This is a genomic window from Sporosarcina sp. SAFN-015 (assembly GCF_051966875.1).
Lineage (GTDB): Bacteria > Bacillota > Bacilli > Bacillales_A > Planococcaceae > Sporosarcina.
In genome coordinates this window covers 158,345-177,608 of record NZ_JBQCKP010000001.1, presented here as the reverse complement: position 1 = coordinate 177,608, position 19,264 = coordinate 158,345, and the positions used below count along the sequence as shown (strand labels likewise).

The 19,264-nt window shown below is 36.0% G+C and carries 18 protein-coding genes and 2 pseudogenes; 17 read left to right on the top strand and 3 right to left on the bottom strand.

The genetic code is table 11. From position 1 onward, the window contains the following. Positions 1–69 precede the first annotated feature (69 nt). The 5 genes and pseudogenes from ACTHPA_RS00805 to ACTHPA_RS00785 all read left to right on the top strand — a co-directional run bounded on the left by ACTHPA_RS00805 (position 70) and on the right by ACTHPA_RS00785 (position 3,610). A complete protein-coding gene (locus ACTHPA_RS00805; protein WP_440498154.1) occupies positions 70–723 on the top strand; it encodes an acylneuraminate cytidylyltransferase family protein in 654 nt (217 codons plus the stop codon). 19 nt (positions 724–742) lie between these two features. Then, the gene (locus ACTHPA_RS00800) at positions 743–2,338 is read left to right on the top strand and encodes an aldolase catalytic domain-containing protein (RefSeq protein WP_440498153.1); all 1,596 of its coding nucleotides are present in this window, start codon (positions 743–745) and stop codon (positions 2,336–2,338) included. 36 nt (positions 2,339–2,374) lie between these two features. Then, on the top strand, positions 2,375–3,067 hold the full coding sequence (locus tag ACTHPA_RS00795; RefSeq protein WP_440498152.1) for an inositol monophosphatase family protein: 693 nt from the start codon (positions 2,375–2,377) through the stop codon (positions 3,065–3,067). Positions 3,068–3,118: 51 nt separating this feature from the next. Beyond that, positions 3,119–3,240: pseudogene (locus ACTHPA_RS00790) on the top strand (NAD-dependent epimerase/dehydratase family protein); the annotation flags it as partial. Between the two features lie 88 nt (positions 3,241–3,328). Beyond that, positions 3,329–3,610: an ATP-binding protein gene (locus ACTHPA_RS00785; protein ID WP_440498578.1), complete on the top strand. Its 282-nt coding sequence runs from the start codon at positions 3,329–3,331 to the stop codon at positions 3,608–3,610. Positions 3,611–4,184: 574 nt separating this feature from the next. Here the strand turns inward: ACTHPA_RS00785 and ACTHPA_RS00780 are convergent. Beyond that, positions 4,185–4,313: a hypothetical protein gene (locus tag ACTHPA_RS00780; RefSeq protein ID WP_440498151.1), complete on the bottom strand. Its 129-nt coding sequence runs from the start codon at positions 4,311–4,313 to the stop codon at positions 4,185–4,187. 480 nt (positions 4,314–4,793) lie between these two features. On the opposite strand from ACTHPA_RS00780, the gene ACTHPA_RS00775 reads away from it, so the two are divergent. The 3 genes and pseudogenes from ACTHPA_RS00775 to ACTHPA_RS00765 all read left to right on the top strand — a co-directional run. Continuing rightward, positions 4,794–4,967: a hypothetical protein gene (locus ACTHPA_RS00775; RefSeq protein ID WP_440498150.1), complete on the top strand. Its 174-nt coding sequence runs from the start codon at positions 4,794–4,796 to the stop codon at positions 4,965–4,967. Then, positions 4,964–5,314, top strand: a complete 351-nt coding sequence (locus ACTHPA_RS00770; protein WP_440498149.1) for a hypothetical protein — start codon at positions 4,964–4,966, stop codon at positions 5,312–5,314. The genes ACTHPA_RS00775 and ACTHPA_RS00770 overlap by 4 nt, the downstream gene beginning before the upstream one ends. Before the next feature lie 257 nt (positions 5,315–5,571). Then, positions 5,572–5,816, top strand: a pseudogene (locus ACTHPA_RS00765) (IS110 family transposase); the annotation flags it as partial. 31 nt (positions 5,817–5,847) lie between these two features. Here the strand turns inward: ACTHPA_RS00765 and ACTHPA_RS00760 are convergent. After that, positions 5,848–6,087: an ATP-binding protein gene (locus ACTHPA_RS00760; RefSeq protein WP_440498577.1), complete on the bottom strand. Its 240-nt coding sequence runs from the start codon at positions 6,085–6,087 to the stop codon at positions 5,848–5,850. Positions 6,088–6,140: 53 nt separating this feature from the next. After that, positions 6,141–7,358, bottom strand: a complete 1,218-nt coding sequence (locus ACTHPA_RS00755; RefSeq protein WP_440498148.1) for a sugar diacid recognition domain-containing protein — start codon at positions 7,356–7,358, stop codon at positions 6,141–6,143. 514 nt (positions 7,359–7,872) lie between these two features. Between ACTHPA_RS00755 and ACTHPA_RS00750 the strand changes: the two genes are divergently transcribed. The 9 genes from ACTHPA_RS00750 (at position 7,873) to ACTHPA_RS00710 (ending at position 19,235) form a co-directional block, all read left to right on the top strand. Then, positions 7,873–8,790: an ABC transporter permease gene (locus ACTHPA_RS00750; protein ID WP_440498147.1), complete on the top strand. Its 918-nt coding sequence runs from the start codon at positions 7,873–7,875 to the stop codon at positions 8,788–8,790. An 18-nt stretch (positions 8,791–8,808) separates the two neighbouring features. After that, a complete protein-coding gene (locus tag ACTHPA_RS00745) occupies positions 8,809–9,756 on the top strand; it encodes an ABC transporter permease (protein WP_440498146.1) in 948 nt (315 codons plus the stop codon). Positions 9,757–9,806: 50 nt separating this feature from the next. Further along, positions 9,807–10,832, top strand: a complete 1,026-nt coding sequence (locus tag ACTHPA_RS00740) for an ABC transporter ATP-binding protein (RefSeq protein WP_440498145.1) — start codon at positions 9,807–9,809, stop codon at positions 10,830–10,832. Next, complete coding sequence (locus ACTHPA_RS00735; RefSeq protein ID WP_440498144.1) at positions 10,825–11,796, top strand: ABC transporter ATP-binding protein; 972 nt, start codon at positions 10,825–10,827, stop codon at positions 11,794–11,796. The genes ACTHPA_RS00740 and ACTHPA_RS00735 overlap by 8 nt, the downstream gene beginning before the upstream one ends. A gap of 201 nt (positions 11,797–11,997) precedes the next feature. Continuing rightward, positions 11,998–13,668, top strand: a complete 1,671-nt coding sequence (locus tag ACTHPA_RS00730; RefSeq protein WP_440498143.1) for a peptide ABC transporter substrate-binding protein — start codon at positions 11,998–12,000, stop codon at positions 13,666–13,668. Positions 13,669–13,687: 19 nt separating this feature from the next. Continuing rightward, positions 13,688–14,554: an NAD(P)-dependent oxidoreductase gene (locus ACTHPA_RS00725; protein ID WP_440498142.1), complete on the top strand. Its 867-nt coding sequence runs from the start codon at positions 13,688–13,690 to the stop codon at positions 14,552–14,554. Between the two features lie 34 nt (positions 14,555–14,588). Further along, the gene (locus ACTHPA_RS00720; RefSeq protein WP_440498141.1) at positions 14,589–16,571 is read left to right on the top strand and encodes a DUF4910 domain-containing protein; all 1,983 of its coding nucleotides are present in this window, start codon (positions 14,589–14,591) and stop codon (positions 16,569–16,571) included. Between the two features lie 57 nt (positions 16,572–16,628). Continuing rightward, positions 16,629–17,714: a M42 family metallopeptidase gene (locus tag ACTHPA_RS00715; protein ID WP_440498140.1), complete on the top strand. Its 1,086-nt coding sequence runs from the start codon at positions 16,629–16,631 to the stop codon at positions 17,712–17,714. A 99-nt stretch (positions 17,715–17,813) separates the two neighbouring features. Continuing rightward, positions 17,814–19,235 (top strand): Sapep family Mn(2+)-dependent dipeptidase, encoded by a 1,422-nt coding sequence (locus ACTHPA_RS00710; protein WP_440498139.1) that lies wholly within the window; start codon positions 17,814–17,816, stop codon positions 19,233–19,235. Positions 19,236–19,264: the final 29 nt, after the last annotated feature.

Below are 19,264 nucleotides of genomic sequence, written 5' to 3'. Positions count from 1 at the left end.
TGAGATGAAATATTTAATGTCGAGCAATGCTGGTAAAATAAAATAAAAGAAAGAGAAAGAGGATGTTTTATGAAAACTGTAGCTTTTGTACCTATAAAGCTTAATAATGAGCGTTTACCTAACAAGAATATTAAACCTTTCGAAAATGGGGAGCCTCTATTAAATTATATCTTAAAAACTTTAGTGAATATAACAGATATCGACGAGGTTTATGTTTATTGTAGTAATGAAAAGGTATGTGACTTTTTACCACCGGGGGTTAATTTCCTTAAAAGAAGTGAAAATCTTGACAGATCAGAAACAAAAATAAATGAAGTTATCAGTTCATTTATTAATGATGTGGATGCGGATATATATATATTATCACATGTCACAGCTCCCTTCGTAAAAGAAGAAAGTATAAAAATTGGAATACAAAAAGTCTTAAATGAGGGTTATGATTCAGCCTTTGCAGTTCAGAAGATACAAGAATTTTTGTGGAAAGATAATAAACCCTTAAATTATAATCCTAGTAGTATTGCTAGAACACAAGACTTAGAACCATACTATTCCGAAACATGTGGATTTTATGTTTTTGAAAAAGAAATTTTTGAAAATCACAACAGAAGAATAGGGTTTAACCCTTATTTAGTAGAGGTTAGCAAAATTGAAAGTATAGATATTGATGTTAAAGAAGACTTTGATATAGCAAACGCTATTCACAACTTTTTCTTAAGAAGATAAATTATGGAGGGTTTACATAATGGCGAAAATTAAAATTCTTGATTGTACTCTTCGTGACGGAGGATATATTAACGATTGGAATTTCGGTGAAAAAACAATAAAAAAGATTATTTCGAAATTATCACAGTCAAATATTGATATTATTGAATGTGGTTTCATAACTAGCGTGGAATTCGATCAGAATAAATCGTTATTCGACAGTATAGAAAGAATACGTAATTATATTGAACCAAAAAATGAAGATATTTCTTATGTTGGAATGATAGCACAACCTTACCCACCAATCGAATCAATTTCAATTTGTGATGGTAATTCAATTGATGGTATACGTGTTACTTTCCATGAAGATGAAATAGAAGAAGCACTAATTTACGGTAAACATTTAATGCAAAAAGGGTATAAAGTGTATATTCAACCAGTAGGGACAACCAGTTACTCTGATTCAGCCCTATTGGAATTAATACACAAAGTGAATGATTTGAAGCCATATGCTTTCTATTTAGTAGATACACTTGGTATTATGTATAAGAATGATCTGTTAAGAATGTTTCATCTTCTTGATAATAATCTGGAGGAATCAATATCTATAGGTTTTCATTCTCATAATAATTTACAATTATCTTTTTCTAATGCACAAGAACTTTTAATGTTGCTTACAAAGAGAAATATAATAATAGACTCTTCTGTTTTTGGTATGGGTAGAGGAGCAGGTAATTTATGTACAGAGTTAATAACTCACTACGTAAATAAAAATATAGAGGAAAAATATAATACAATTCCGTTATTGGAAATTTACGATGAACACCTAAGCAAAATATCAACTGATATACAATGGGGCTATTCCATGCCATATTATATTGCAGCGGTGAATAATTGTCATCCTAATTATGCATCACATTTGTTAAATAAGCAGACGATTTCAATAAAGTTAATAAACACTATTCTAAAACAACTTCCAGATGAGAAAAGGGATTTGTTCGACAAAAATTATATTGAAGATTTGTATATTAGTAATCAAATTCATTTTGTAAACGATTCACATAGTCTGGAAACTATTAAGAACTTAGTTGACAAAAAGAAAATACTTATCCTTGCACCCGGAAGGTCTATTGAAACGCACATGGATAAAATAAATAATTTTATAAAGGAACACAATCCTTTTGTTATCAGTGTTAATTTTATTCCTGATTCTTATAAATGTGATGCTCTATTCATTAGCAACTTAAAACGATTTGAAAATATGTCTGACACGATTAATGAAAGGTCTAGTAAGACTACAATTATTACAACTTCAAATATCATTACTTCTGATAAATATTCATCATTAGTAGTGAATTATTCTGATTTACTTGTTGATAACTCAGCAATATCAGACAACGCAGGTTTAATGTTAATAAACCTATTGCAAAATATCTCCATTAATAGTATAAATCTAGCTGGGTTTGATGGTTTCAGTCTGGATAAATCATCCAATTATTATTCTGCAGAAATAGTTAATAACGCAGAATCAGAAAATCTTGTAAAGAAAAACGAAGCTATTACCAATTATTTAATTAATATTAACAAAAATATGGAAGTTTGTTTTTTGACAGATTCAGTATATACAAATATTTAAAAGGTCCAAATAAGGAATATTTTTGAGGTGAAGTTTATGACAGAAAATGAAGTCCGTATTTTTTTAAACGGAGTTTGTGATTTAATTACGACCAACCTAAATCAAATTGAAAAAACTAGATATGACATTACATTCAAATCAGATGATACACCTGTTACTAAGTCAGATATTTTTATTGAAGAATTAGTACATAATTATGTACGAAAAAAAATACCTAATGTAGTATTTATTGGAGAAGAATCATTTAATAATGAAACTGTATTAACTGATGGGTATGTAGTTTTATTGGATCCGATTGACGGTACGGAGAATTTTTGTTCCGGCATGAAGGAGTGGGGAGTATCCTTTGGGTTATGGAAAGGAGATTCTTTTCTAGGAAGTTTCTTATTATTGCCTGAGTTGGGAGTTAAACTTTTGTCCGGTGATAAGGTGGAACCAATTCAGTCTCGTATAACTGGCTTATCATCATCAATTTCTGATTCAGTTAGAAATATTATGAATGAGCCTGGTGAATATCGAATTATGGGGTGTGCAGTATATAATCTTTATAATGTTATTCGTGGTTCTTACTGTAGATTTATTAATCCTGAAGGTGCATATGCTTGGGATCTTTTGCCGGGAATTATGCTTGCTTTAGAACAGGGGTGTCGTGTTATTCTTGATGGTGAAGCGTATAATGGTGAATTTCTTGATCCCAAAAACAAATATATAGTTGATATACAGCGTTAATGTTATACCATTTAGTTTTGTTTCAAATGAAATAAAACGGAACAAATTTTAATGATTATCTTAGTAACTGGCGGTGCTGGGTACATAGGTTCACATACGTGTGTTACATTGCTTGCACTGGACATACGGTGATTGTAACTGATAATCCTTGCAATAGTAAGGCAAATCAATTGATAATATACACTTCCCTCTAAAAAAATTTCAAATCAACGGTTTAATCGGTAAATTTTGCTATCCACTGTGTAACCGAATTGTCGGTAAATAGAATATTCAATTAGGTCAGGTGCGCTACGCAGTCACCGCTGGAACCTGGTCATCATTGATGACATTATGTATATGGCCATGGATCAGCGAGAAGCCACTCTCTTCTTTCAATTGATCCATCAACTCAATGAGCAGAGCTCTTTGATCTTGATGTCCAATCGAAGCCCTGACGAGTGGACGGAAGTTGTTGGTAACCAAGGAATGATGACTGCAATTTTAGACCGCTTATTACTTGGTGTTGAGGCCATTCACATGAACAATGAAAGCCATCGATTATAATATCAACAAAGTATCTTTAAAGATTAAAAAGTGATCCAGAGTTAATAAGCAAAAAGTGTCCAATGGGGATTGACGATTACAGTTGTCAGTTGACATAGAACCCCGGCGAGCATTGCATCTTAGTTGTTATACTGCACGGAGATAACGGTAGTGAAGCTATAAACAATATATTGATGAAACACACTAACCAACCATCTGCGTACATCAGTCCATAATTATTACATTTGCAATTCCATCAAATGAATACTTTTTTGGGGAATTAATAATATCCATGTACGCTGCTTTTAATTATAAGAGGCAGAGAGGTCAAAGTGGGTACTGGACGGCGAAATGGTGTTATAGGATGTCTAATTGTCCAATTCCCTTCAAATCTTACATAACTTTCCCAATTTGTAATCGTGATGATCCGCATCCCATTCATGAATTCTTCTGTTAAAAACACTAGCAAGGCAAACTTTTTTATAATTAACCGGAGTTTTGCGACCAGCATATGTGTCCCTAACACTTGGACAAGTGAGTGAAAAGAAATCACCATTTGTCCAGGCCGTATCGTATACAATTTACCATCGTACTCCTACTGGTTTTCTTCGGTATTTGCCAACAGTAGCAATTTCACCAAGATTTCTCTCTCCTCAACTGTTGCCTCTGGCCAAATCTTCTCTTGTTGTAGTGCTGAAATTAATTCTACCCATTCCTTAATCATTGTTATTCCCCTTTCTATTATGAACAGTCCCTTCACTCTTTATATAGAGTGAAGTTTTGAAAAGGGATACTTTCGGGGAAAGGAAAAATGATCAATGCAAACTGACTGATTGGAAAGTATTGTAATTGGGGCTGACGTTAGTGGTATAATAGTAATTAATAAAACTGGAGGTAAATAAATCTGGGGAGTTGCTATGAAGATATTCCGTACCAATGGTAAGGGGAACAACCAAATTGGCGGTGGAATTGCCAAGGAAGGCGTACATATCGCTAGTTCGATTGTGTTCATGCAATTTAATACGGTATGATATTTGCATGCATGCATTAATATCCAGCAATGAACGTATAGCGTATCTCAGGCTTTATGAGTATTCGAATATCAGATCACTAATGTTAAACGTTGACTTTAAATAAATGTGCTTTTCAATACTCAACACATAGTGAGTCTGATTTAATGTTTTAAACTTGTTGGAGGTTAATAATGAAAGCACATACACTAAAATGTACTAATTGTAATGCTGCTCTCGAAATCGAAGACGGTATTGATACTTTTTTTTGTAAATATTGCGGTCATAAAATGATCTTAGAAGAATTAAGTGAAGCATCTATTAACGCAAAAGTTCAAATAAAAAAATGGAATATAAAGAGCGAATGAGAGATAAACAGTACGAACAGGAGCGTTATAAAATTAATAACAAGGAAAAATATAAAAGTAATGAGAACATGAGAAAACTAATAAGTAGTGTTATTGCTATGTTAGTAGTTATTGTGTTATGTGTGCTGGTATTTGGGTCTGCATATGTTAGATCCATAAAGGAAGAAGAAAAACTCGAGGCTAAGATTGATGAAATAATGATAGATATTGATAATCGGAATTACGATGAAGCGTATATCAAAGCAAATTCATTGCACTATACTTCAGATTGGTCGAATGAAATTGAGGACAAATGGGATAATACCAGGAAAGCATTATTAGAAAAAATTGAACAGGCAGAGAAATAAAGTTTTGAAAATCACGTTCATGGCAATTTCTTAAATCGGTTAAATAATAAATGAAGCTTCTGAACCAGCATTGATAGGATTATAGCAGATCAATAGAGCCATTTATAAAGAAGGCAATAACGTCAAATATATTATTTAGGAGAATTTCTGTTAGAGGTTTTTTCGGGGACTTGAACAAAATGAGCCCTCTTGGTATGATGCGGGTTGTCAAATCTGCACGAATTAACCCCTAATTTAAATACCAAGGAGGACTCATCATGAATTTTACGCAAAACGCTAAAATTAATCAAGTCCTGATAAAACACTGGTAATAGGAATGGACATCGCCAAGCGCACGCATTACGCCTGCATGGTCGATGAACGGGGCCTGATCCTTAAGAAGTCGTTCCCTGTCCATCAATCAAGATAAGGATTTAAATACTTCCACAAGTGCATTCTCACCGCCAAGAAACAATTCGGTAAAACCAATGTCATCATCGGCATCGAGCCAACCGGCCACTACTGACTCAACTTGGCCTACTTTTTAGACGATCCTACATATACGCTTCATTAAATATGATAGTGTGCCTTTTTGTGAAGCCTTTTGACAATTGCTCTCCTAACTCATCGGACGTAATAAACAGGGCGTTATAGCCTTTGGCTAACACTTCAAATCCAAACCCGATGGAGAGATGTGTCTTTCCCAACCCCGGTGGGCCTAGTATGTTGCGGTTATCTCCATTTGAAATAAAGCGGCAGGTACATATCTCTCTGACGCGTTGCTCACTAACAATAGAACTTATTACCTGTATTTGATAAAAATAAAATGATGTTTACAAGCCCCCATCTATTTTAAGGCGGGGGCTATTTTACGTTTTTGGAAAATGTCGTGTTGTTTTAGGGTTAAATAAAGGAGCGTGCATTGATCGAAAGATTGTAAGTCAATATTCAATAATTGCTGTAGCTGCTGGAGTCTGTAAATAAGGGTGTTCCGGTGAACGTAGAGCTTCTTTGAAGCTTGGCTCATATTCAATTGTTCTTCACAATAAACAATGAAGCTCTCGATGAGGGCTGGACCGTTTGGATGAATATTTAGCTTTTCAATGTGTTTTTCAAGTACTTGTCCTAGAGGGAGTTTTATTTCTTGGACAAGAGCAAGGGATAATAATTCCCAGTTATCAATGGAAACAATAGGCTTTTTCCAATTATTACGTTTTGCGATGGTTAAGGTTTTTATTAAATGTTCACAGGACTGACTAAGCCCCTCAAGTGTTGAATAGCAATCACTATAAAGCATTACAACTTCACCTTTTAACTTTCTGCTTTTTAAAAAAACTTGCAAAGATTCATAGGCAAATTCTAATTTCTTATTTATTCCGTTTGTGTCATTACTGGTAACATGCTTCAGAATAATCCACTGATCCGTATTCACCGGAGCAACAATATCCTTCTCATTATCAACGAAAAGAGTTGTTAAATAAATAAATAGATCACGTTCCGTTTTGTTAAATGTCCGCTCCTGTTTAGTACAAAGCAACCAATTAAACGATAATGGAATCTCCAATAAGATGCAGCGCCTTGATAGATCTAGCGGAAATCCAAGCGTTTTTGAGAAATTTAAAATTTCTTGGGAATTTTCTTCTTTATTGTAGCTTAATAGCCGATGAATAAAATCTCTCATTGTTTCCATTTGCATGGCTACTGTATTAGAGCGAAAGCTTTCCATAAGAAGCATTTCAATGTGCGCCTGCACGAACTGTACATATCGCTCAATTAACAAAGGATCCCCTATGAGGCCGAGCATCCCTACTGTTTGTTGTTGGAAATGCAATGGTATAGCAATTCCAGGCAATACATCATTAAACAGGGCAACTCGTTCTTTTGAGAAAAACATTGTTTTGCCCGACTTTGTTACTTGCACACCTACATCGTGGCGAGAACCGAGGCGCTTGATATCTGTACTACCAATAATAATTCCAGACTTATCCGTTAAGATGATTGGAATATTCAAGATTGAAGAGACCTGCTCGACAACTGATTGAGCAATTTGCTCAAAATACTGCATATTATCCCTCCCTATAGTATTTTTTCTCGTTAATAAATACGTTCAGAATATTTCTACTAGATATAATATACTGTGTTCTCATCCTAATTGGAATGCCAATTTTTTTATTTTGAGGTAAAAAGTTATAAATATTTTTCCTGACTGAATAATTTTCACAAAAAGAACTGTCGTTAATCAATTATGCAACCTGCCTAGTGTATTAGTAACTGACTAACACACCATAGATTATCAGATATTATGAATCCTATTCATTGCAATTCACTATAATTAACAAATAATTTTGTGCATAATGAACATTCAGTTATTTTGTTGTTAAAAGTATACTATGTGAAAGATCAGATTGATTGATCGAGTGTTTCTATTGATAGATAAAGCTAGGGGGGCATCGAGGCTTATGCCGAAGGATAACAAATTATAATTATTTTTATTTTTTACTTTTTGCCTTAAGAATTTTCCCTTAAACAAGATGTTTCCTGTGTTCGAGTCAATGATAAGTATTCAGAGGAGGAAAGTTATGATTAAATACACGTTAAAAAGATTTTTAATAGGGATGCTAACGGTGTTCTTTTTAATCACTTTAGTCTTCTTTTTAATGAAAATACTGCCGGGTGGACCGTTTGATTCTGAACGTGTAACAGACGATAAGGTTATTCGAATTCTCGAAGAAAAATATAATCTTGACAAACCTATAGGGGTTCAGTATGTCCTTTATCTAAAAAATGTTGCCGTCGGAGATTTGGGTGAGTCCTTCAAAAAGATTGGAACAACGGTAACCAGTATCATTGTGAAATTGTCTCCAATTACAATGAAACTCGGGGTTGTCTCATTCTTTTTATCAATAATATTGGGGGTTGGTCTTGGAATCATTTCAGCCTTGACGAAAAAAAAGTGGCTGCAAAGCTTAATAATTGCTATTTCTACAGCTGGAATATCTATTCCCGGTTTCCTATTAGCTTTGTTTTTCATTTACTTTTTTGCTCTTCAATTAAATTTACTACCAATTATAGGGTTGAGCACATGGAAACATTATATTATGCCATCACTGGCTTTAAGTTTTTTTCCGATAGCCTATATATCACGTCTGATTCGCTCATCCTTAAGTGAGGTTATGCTCCAAGACTTTGTCATAATGGCGCGGTCAAAAGGAGTTACGCGGAATACCGTGATCGTTAAACATGCGATGAAGAACGCGATTATTCCAACTGTAACTTATATGGGACCAATGATAGCGTACCTCATGACAGGAAGCTTTATTGTAGAAACAATCTTTGCAATCCCGGGAATTGGAAGGGAGTTTGTCTACTCGATAAGTGGAAGGGATTATCCAGTAATCCTTGGTTTAACAATATTTATTGGTACATTTATTGTCCTTATGAATTTCATCGTAGATATAATTATTGCATTTATTGATCCTCGAATAAAACTTGAGTAGTGATAAGGAGGGTGTTCAATGGTTGTTACAAAGGGAGTCAAGGCTAATGAGGAATTAGAGCTTACTAAAGATCTCTTCGGGAAACTACCAGATAAGGAAAAGAACTCAGAGTTTATAGCAGTAGAAAGTAAGTCCTATTTGGCGGATGCGTGGACCAGGTTTAGGCAAAACAAAGTGGCTACAATTAGCTTGACTGTGTTAGCTATAATAATCCTGCTCGCGATTTTCGGACCGATATTATCGCCGTACACATATGATGGACAGGACCTTGAGAACACCAATTCACCGCCATCTTCTGAACATATATTTGGGACTGATAAATTTGGTCGCGATATATTTGTGCGAGTGATGTACGGAGCCAGAATCAGCCTTACAGTTGGGTTTGTTTCAGCTTTTATAAATCTGGTTGTAGGTATAGTATACGGTGGAATATCAGGGTATACGGGTGGAAGAACTGACATGATAATGATGAGAATAATTGACATTTTATATGCAATTCCATCAATTTTATATGTTATTTTAATCATGTTACTCTTTGGTCCAAATATTATATCAGTATTAGTTGGAATTTGTCTATCCTCATGGGTAGGTATGGCAAGAATTGTAAGGGGGCAGGTCCTCTCCCTAAAACAGCAAGAATTTGCAATGGCGGCGCAAGTTATCGGAGCGAGCAAAATCCGTATTTTACTAAAACACCTCATTTTAAACAGTATGGGACCAATCTTAGTAACGATGACATTTATCATTCCAGATGCAATATTTACTGAGGCATATTTAAGCTTTTTAGGTGTCGGTATAGCTGCACCTATGGCTAGCTGGGGGACACTCGCACAAGATGCCCGTAATGTTCTTGACAGTTACCCAATTCAAATGTTCTGGCCAGTAGCTGCTATTTGTATAACGATGTTTGCTTTAAACTTTATCGGTGATACATTGAACGATGCCTTGGACCCAAAGAAAAAGTGAGGAATAGCAACCACTGAGTGCTAAATACAAAGTTAATAGGGGAGAAAAGTATGCCAATCCTGGAAGTTGAAAATCTCAGTACGGAATTTAATATTCAGAATGGTGTCGTCAAGGCTGTACGTGGCATAAGTTTTCATGTTGATAAGGGGGAAACCATAGGAATAGTTGGCGAATCCGGTTCTGGAAAAAGCGTATCAATGTTATCGATAATGGGCTTATTAGCAGATAGCGGAAGGGTTGTAGATGGGAAAATAAGATTTGATGGGAAAAATATATCAAGTTCTAATTGTAATACAAAGAAAAAAAGGAAAGATTATGAGAAAAAGATGCAATCGATACGTTGCAATGAGATTAGTATGATCTTTCAGGACCCGATGACTTACTTAAACCCCCTTCTTCGCATAGACACACAAATAGTGGAGCCTATTAAATTGCATTTAAAACTTTCCCATAAAGATGCAATTCAAAAAGCGGTTAGTCTTTTGGAACTTGTTGGCATTCCGAGTCCCGAAGAACGCTTAAAACAATATCCCCATGAACTGTCCGGGGGAATGCGTCAACGAATCATTATTGCAATTGCTTTAAGTTGCAACCCCAAACTAATTATTGCAGATGAACCAACCACTGCATTGGATGTAACAATCCAAGCACAAGTATTAGATTTAATCAAAGACTTAAAAGCGAAACTCAATACATCAGTCATTATGATTACTCACGATCTTGGCGTTGTGGCGTCGATGTGCACAAGAATAATGATCATGTATGGAGGACAAATTGTTGAACAAGGAACGGATAGAGAGATCTTCTATTCCCCCAAACATCCCTATACAAAAGGTTTATTAAATAGTATCAATAACCCGACAGATACTAAGAAGAAAAAATTAATTCCCATTCCGGGATCACCACCGGATCTACTTAAACCGCCTATAGGATGTCCATTTGTCGATCGCTGTACAGAGGCAATGTATATATGTAAGAGTCACCCGCCACGGGTAGAAGCATTTTCGGATACACATCAGATTGCTTGTTGGTTACACCATCCAATGAGTAATAAAGGCGGTGAATCCCTTGTCTGAAAATATTTTAGAAGTTAGAAATCTAAAGAAGTACTTTGATATTACAAAGGGAATATTCTCTCCTAAAAGGGAAGTAAAAGCTGTCGATAATGTAACATTACATTTGAAAGAAAAAGAAACTCTAGGGCTTGTAGGAGAGTCAGGGTGTGGGAAAAGCACCTTGGGCAGAACTATCATAAGAATTTATGAGCCTACCGAGGGACAGATTTTATATAAAGGTGAAGATATATTGAAAATGAAAAGAGAGAGATTTCTACAGTATCGAAAGAGAATGCAGATGGTTTTCCAGGATCCATATGCCTCTTTAAACCCTAGATTAACTATAGGAGAAATAATTAGGGAGCCCATGGACATTTTTAAACTTTACAACAAAAAGGAGCGTGAAGAAAAAGTACAAGAGCTAATTAACGTTGTTGGTTTAAAACCTGATCACATTCGAAGGTTTCCTCATGAATTTTCTGGTGGACAGCGTCAAAGAATTGGAATTGCTCGGGCGTTGGCCCTTGAACCTGAATTGATAATATGCGATGAGCCTATTTCTGCACTTGACGTATCCATCCAGGCACAAATCATAAACTTACTTGAAAAACTTAGGGAGGAAAGGGGACTATCCTATTTATTTATAGCACATGACTTAAATATGGTTAACTACATTAGCCATAAGATTAGTGTGATGTATCTTGGAAATATTGTTGAATCAGGCAGTAGTGACGATATTTACAATACACCTATGCATCCTTACACTCAAGCGCTATTATCGGCGGTTCTGATACCAGATCCTGATATTTGTAAGACTAGAAATCGGATACATCTACAAGGAGAAATCCCTTCGGCAATGAACAAGCATACAGGATGCCCTTTTAGTTCACGTTGTCCATATGTAATGGGAAAATGCCTGAACATAAATCCATCTTTAATTGAAGTGGATGGGCGACAAATCGCTTGTCATCTTTTTGAGAATTAAACCCTTAAAAGTATGACCAACTATTGCAGCTGTTAAAGAGATTTTGAATTCATATAAGCTGTTAACCGTTTAAGTATTAAAAAAATGGAGGATTCAGTTTAACCTTTGACCTTTGATATATCTTCTCTTTTGGAGTTGTCGTTCCAATGTAATCAGGTAACATAAGGCGGCAAAAATAATAAAAATAAGGGGAATTATACAATGAGAAAAGTTTGGTATTTCATGACTATTATCGCAGCCCTTTCTATTATTCTTACGTTGATAGGATGTTCAGATACATCAGAAAAAGTTGAAGATGGGAATGAAGTGGGAAGTAAAGACACTGGAACAGCTACAGGGAAAAAAGAACAGGTTCTTAAGGTGGGATTAGCAGGGGACCAAGGGGGGTTCGACCCTGCAACAGGGACCACAGATACACCACAGCAGGTTATTGGTAACGTTTATAAAGGTTTATTCAGTATAGCGGAAGATGGAACGATGAAGAATGAAATAGCGGAAAGTTATGATGTAAGTCCAGATGGAATGGTGTACACTTTCAAGCTTCGTAGTGATGCAAAGTGGAGCGATGGTGTGCCGGTAACAGCTGAGGACTTCGTATATGGATGGACACGCAATTTGGTTCCCGAATTAAAAGCTAGTTATGCAGATTTGATGGACAGTATAAAGAACTTTTCCAGCGTTATGGCCGGTGAAATGGACCATTCTGAATTTGGGGTTAAAGCGCTAAATGATACGACGTTTGAGGTGACATTAAGCCGTATCCAGCCCTATTTTGTTCAATTGACAACGTTCAGTCCGTTCTACCCAGTACGTGAGGATAAAGTTCCGATGGATTCGTCAGCATGGTCAGCAGAGAATGTTAGCGACATTGTAACAAATGGACCCTTCAAGTTTCAAGAATACAATGTGAATGACAAAGTAGTTCTTGTTCCAAACAAAGAATATTATAATTCCTCAGAAGTAGTACTTGATCGCCTTGAATTTTATTTTATCCCAGATCCGCAAGTAAGCGCTGCTGCATTCAAGAATGGTGAAATAGATATGGCGTTCTCTGTACCTCAGGATGTAAATGATACACATAAAGAAAAAAATGAAGTTAAAAGATTTCCATACCTTTCTAATATGATCATTAATTTTAATGTTAATCATGAAGCGTTTTCTGATAAGAAAGTTCGAGAAGCTTTTAATATTGGGATAAACCGTAAACAGCTTACGGATATTATTGGCGGAACTACCCAGCCCCTTTACGCACTGGTTCCTGCGGGATTAACAAATCCTTCAACCGGTAAGGATTTTAGGGAAGAGGGCGGGGATTTAATTATCGAAGATATAGAAAAGGCAAAAAATCTTTTAGCTGAGGCAGGATATCCAAATGGTGAAGGATTTCCTGTAACTACTTATCTTTATAATAATGATAACCAGATGCATATCGATATTGCACAAGGTTTACAAGGAATGCTTAAAAAGAACTTGAATGTTGATATCGAGTTAAAAGGAATGGAATTTGCGACATTTAGAATAGATCGTAATTCTGGAAACCATGATTTTGTTCGCCATGGAACCTCAGCGGATTATGCTGATCCTACTACATGGTTAAAACTGTATATGTCATCTACACAATATATCCAGGACCTTTCTGGCTATAGCACCCCTGAGTATGATGAACTGGTGGAGGAATCAGAATTAACACTTGACCCGGCAAAGAGGTTCAAAATATTGCATGAAGCTGAAGAAATTATTGTAAACGAATTTGTTTGGTTACCAATACTAACCAATGACAAGTTGCTGTTAGCTAAAGATTATGTGAAGAATTTCTATGCAACTTCCAGTGGGGCAATCGTTATTTCTGAAGCAAACGTTACTGATAAATAATTTATAGGAGAATAAACAGATGAAAAATCTTACATGGATAGGTACTGGGGTGATGGGAAGCCCCATGGTTGGGCATTTGATAGACAATGGATATTCCGTTAGAGTATTCAATAATACATTCTCAAAAGCTAAAAGATTAGAGGATGAGAAAGGTGCGATTGCTTGCAAATCAATCGCGGAGGCTGTTAATGATTCTGATTACATTTTTACAATGGTCGGATATCCAAGAGATGTGGAAAAGATATATCTGGGTGATGGAGGAATATTTGAATCAGCAAAAAAGGGAGCAGTGGTCATCGACATGACCACTTCTTCTCCGGAATTGGCAAACAGACTTTATAAAACAGGTAAAGAAATAGGAATAAGAGTATTGGACGCGCCAGTTTCTGGTGGTGATTTAGGAGCGAAAAATGCTTCTTTGTCTATCATGGTTGGTGGAGATTTTGAAGACTATATAGAAATTAGATCATTATTTGAGCATTTAGGGAAAAATATTAACTATCTAGGTTCAGCGGGGAATGGCCAACACGCAAAGGCTGCAAATCAAATTGCTGTGGCGGGTGCAACTGCATCAATGATAGAAGCTATATTTTACGCGGAATCAGTGGGTCTTGATCCTGAAAAAATGTTTACTGCAATCGGTTCAGGGGCGGCAGGAAGTTGGCAAATAAGCAATATGGCTCCACGGGTACTAAAAGGAGATCTAGCCCCGGGATTCTTTATAAAACATTTTCTGAAAGATATGTCTATAGTTAAAAAGGAAATCGAATCCCGTGGTTATTCTCTTGAGATGCTGAATGCTGTTTACAATTTGTACAAAGAGATGGTGAATATGGGACTCGAAAATGACGGAACCCAGGCGTTGATAAAGTACTACAGAGGTTAATGCTTATTTAGATTCCAAGGGAGAGAGATACTAGATGAAAAAAAGTTTTCGTGAAATCGCTAATTATGTATCTGGCGACCGAATATTTATGAATTTGAAAGAGATATCAAACTTTCATAGAATCCAAGCTTCTACTGGATATAGGATGGCTGCAAACTTTTGTAAAAACAAATTGGTCGCAGAAGGATTTAAAACCACCCTTCGAACTTTTAAAGCTGACGGTAGTACTTGGTACTTAACCTCAAAATCGTTTAAGGAATGGGATTGTAAGAAGGCGTATTGCGATTTAATTTCACCTGAATTTAAAAGGATAGCTGATTTCGATGCTGACAATATATCCATAATCCAGAGAAGTTATCCATGCGATTATCGCAAGAAACCCCTGGAGATTGTATATCTTGATAAAGGAAATTGTAAAGACAATTACAGGGATATAGAGCTTAATGGAAAGATCATATTCGTAAGAGATCACTTTCAATCTTATGTCGATTGGGCAATAAAAGAGCAGGGTGCACTAGGAATTATTACTGACTATATCCCAGAATTGAAAGATGTAAGAACGAGATATGACTTATTAGATATTCGGGCCTATACCTCATTCTGGTGGAAGCATACAGATGATGAACCCAAAACCTTTGGATTTGTTCTTACCCCAAGACAGGGCGATGAATTGGCTAAAGTCTGTATAACAATGAAAGCAGAAGGACGTTATCCAAAGATGAATTGCTATATAGAGTCAAGTTTATATGAAGGGGAAATAGAAGCGGTTGAAACAGTGATGCCCGGTACAATAGATGAAGAAATATTAATAATTTCACACCTCTGCCATCCACGTACATGTGCCAATGATAATTCAAGCGGTGTTTCATCTTCAATGGAAGCCTTAAAGTCAATAAAAGATTTAATTGAGAAGGGTAGACTTCTACCACTTAAAAGAACGATTAGAATGGTGTTTATACCTGAATTCACTGGAACGTATGCGTATTTAAATAGTTTGGGAGATAACATCTCAAAGATAAAAGCAGGCATAAATATGGATATGGTTGGGGGACGTCAGGATAAAGGCCATGGTCCTTTGACGATAAGCGGTCTTCCTCATTCAACTCCTTCATTTGTTGCCGACCTTGCTGCATTAGCGCTCGATGAAGTAAAAAAGGATGTAATATCCCACAATAAGGATAATTATGTAAGTATGTTCAACAGTGTTGTTAGTGAGTTTCAAGCAGGCAGTGATCATATCATTCTATCGGATCCAACTATAAATATTCCCACAATTATGCTAGGACAATGGCCGGATAAGTACTACCATACGAGTGGAGACACAATTGATGAAGTAGATCCCTTCATACTTCAAAAGTCAGCTAGTATTGCCGCTAGTTATCTGTATTCTCTTGCAAATTTAAAGGTAGCAGATGTTCCTATTATATTAAATAAATCCAGAGAAAGACTTGTAACGATTCTAACCAAACTAATTGATAGTGCATTTGATGAAAAGATTAACAACAATCAGTTGCAATACAAAATTAACTGCATTGAAAAGTCATATATATTGTATTGTGATGATTATAAACGGTTCTTCCAATTCGATGAAACTGAGAGTGTAGACCGTATAGTTGAAAATGAAAAGATTGTTATTAAAGAGTTAATAAATTCCCTATTTACTGCATATTTGAATAGCATCGGAAAAGTCGATCTTAACTATGAACCGCCCCTAGGAAAGCCCGAATACGATTATATACCGGTAAGGAAATACAAGGCACCAATTTTACATCATGACGATTATGCTCTAAATGATGTTGAACTAATGGAGGCTTTTAAAGATTATTCACGGATGCAAAAGCCTAAGGTGTTAAGCCCCCACTTAATGGAAACTATTACCCAGTACTATATAAATGGAGAACTGACTGTAAATGAGATTGCACAACAGGTAACTACAGAAATCAGGGATGGAGATGTGGAATATGTACATGAATATGTTCAACTTTTAGTGAAATACGGGCTAGTAGAGATTAAGTAATGCAACGCGGAAATTGGATTTTCAAGCTTGAAAAATAGAGCAAAGGGAGAGATTTTTATGCTGAAAAAGGAAGAATTAGATTTAGCGCGCATTAAGGCGGTCACCGAAGCTGGTGGAACATCCGGAAACGAATTTAGAGTTACAAGACTTATGAAATCAGCGCTTGAGGGCTATGCAGAAGAATTTGACTATGATAATTTGGGATCGTTGATTTGTTTGAAAAAAGGAAAGGGGAATGGACCGCGAGTAATGGTATCTTCCCATACCGATGAAATTGGGTTCATAGTACAAAAGATTGAGGAAAGCGGGTTGATTAGAGTCATGTCACTCAACCGCTGGTGGACCCATACACTTCTTGGACAGGAAGTCTTAATTCATACTAGCTCTGGAAAAGATGTTCCTGGACTATTTGGAGTACATTTCCCAGACGAGGATAAAAACCCGGATCGAATTCGGGAAATGAGTGAATTATATATAGATACTGGTGTTAGAGGAAGGGAAAATGTTCTGGAATTAGGTATTCAACGAGGAGACTCAGTCACAATTCGTGTTGACTTTAGGGAAATGGCTGATCCAGATGTAATGATGGCAAAAGCTTGGGATGACAGAATTGGCGTCAACATCATAATAGATGTAATGAAACAGCTAAAGGGGCATGAACATGAAAGTGATGTATTTGTTTGCGGAACTGTACAAGAAGAAGTCGGGTATAGGGGAGGAAAAACGGCTGGTTACAAAGTAAAACCCGATATTTCAATAACGGTTGACGTAGCCAAATGTGACGATTTTCCTGGAAGTGATCCAGATGGGCATAAACTAAAAGGTGGGGTTGTAATTCGGCATTACGATAGTAAAATAATCGGAAATAGAGAGCTTAGTAAATTTATCCAAGAAGCAGGAAGAGACTTGGGCTACCCAGTAGACATTATCGTGCAAAACTATGGTGGTGGGGAAGCACATGAAATTCACAGGTTGTTTGATGGTATTGTAACAATATCCTTATCAATACCATCATTATATATTCTGTCGCCACGCGCATTCGTCCATAAGGACAGATATATCGCCACAGTAAATACACTTGTTGAAGTGATTAAACGTTTAACAAATGATGATTTACAAAGATTTAAAGAAAGTAATAGATAATAAAATAATTGAGAAAAGAGGAGATCATATTAAAAGGATCTCCTTCTTTCTTAGACATTGTGATGATTGATGATTCCAAACAATAATGAGGTGGCATAAGTGGATTGGATAGGACTGGCAAATGCAAAGAGAGAACAAATTATTAATGAAACAATAGCATTGATAAAAATTGATTCCACAGAAGATAAATCTACAGCTGATGAATCAATAAATGCTCCTTATGGTAAAGGACCTAGGGAGGCATTGAATCTTTTTTTAGCCCAGTCATCAAGAAAGGGTTTTACGACCGTAGATTTTAATGGGCATGTCATCAGAGTTGAGTATGGAGAGGGGGATGAAATAGTTGGGATACTAGCCCATCTTGATGTTGTACCTGCGGGTGAAGGATGGAATACAAATCCTTTTGAAGGAGTGATTGAAAACGGTAGAATCCACGGCCGTGGGAGTATTGATAATAAGGGACCCGCCGTAGCGGTATTAGCGGCGATGGAAATTGTGCGTTCGATAATCGATGAACCAAAGCGAAAAGTTCATTTCATACTTGGATGCAATGAAGAAACTGGCATGGGCTGTCTTAAGTATTATGCAGAAAAAGTAAATGAACATCCAACCTTTGGAATGACGCCGGACAATTCATTTCCAGTAGTCTATGGAGAAAAAGGAATAATGCAATTTATAATAAAGGGAAGTCATTATAGTGTTATAAAAAAACTAAATGCCGGTTTACGTGGAAACATTGTACCCAATAGAGCAAGTGCCTTAGTCGATGTCAGTGGAAAAGACCAAGCATCGATAATAAAATCCTTCATGGCCTATAATGAAAGAAATAGGACATCCGGAAAAATCAGCTATGACGGTACCCTTGCTACAGTTAGTTTAGAAGGGGTTTCAACCCATGCTCAAATGCCAATGTTTGGAATAAATGCAATTACACATTTACTAGATTGGATTGGGCAAGAATTTAATGACAAATTTGCTATAGAAATAACTGATTTATGTAAAGAATGGGATGGAAGTGGATTTGGAGTTAACTACTATGATAAATATTTTAAAAATTTAACTATGAATCTTGGAGTCATTAATATTAATGAAACAGATTTTGATCTCCTTATTGACATGAGGTATCCAAAAAGTATAAATCAAGAAGAACTAATAAGGAAGTTGAGAACTAAAGTTAGTATTGACAGGTCATGGATGTTTGAAATCACATCAAATACACTACCACTTTTTGTAGACCCCAATAGTGAATTTGTTAAAACATTAGAAAGAATATACAGGGAAATAACAGGTGATACAACAACTCCACTTCAAACAACAGGCGGCGGAACCTATGCCCGTATCTTTAAAAATCATGTTGCCTATGGCCCACTTCCACCCGAAGGGACAGTAGAACTTCCTAAAGGAGTCGGGACACTTCATCAAGCAAATGAAGCAATTGAAATTGAACAACTAGTAAATTTATGTGCAATCTATGCCAAAGCAATATATGAATTTTTAAGTTCTGCAGAAGATGTAATATGATGTCCTACCGATAAGTTGGTCATTATAAA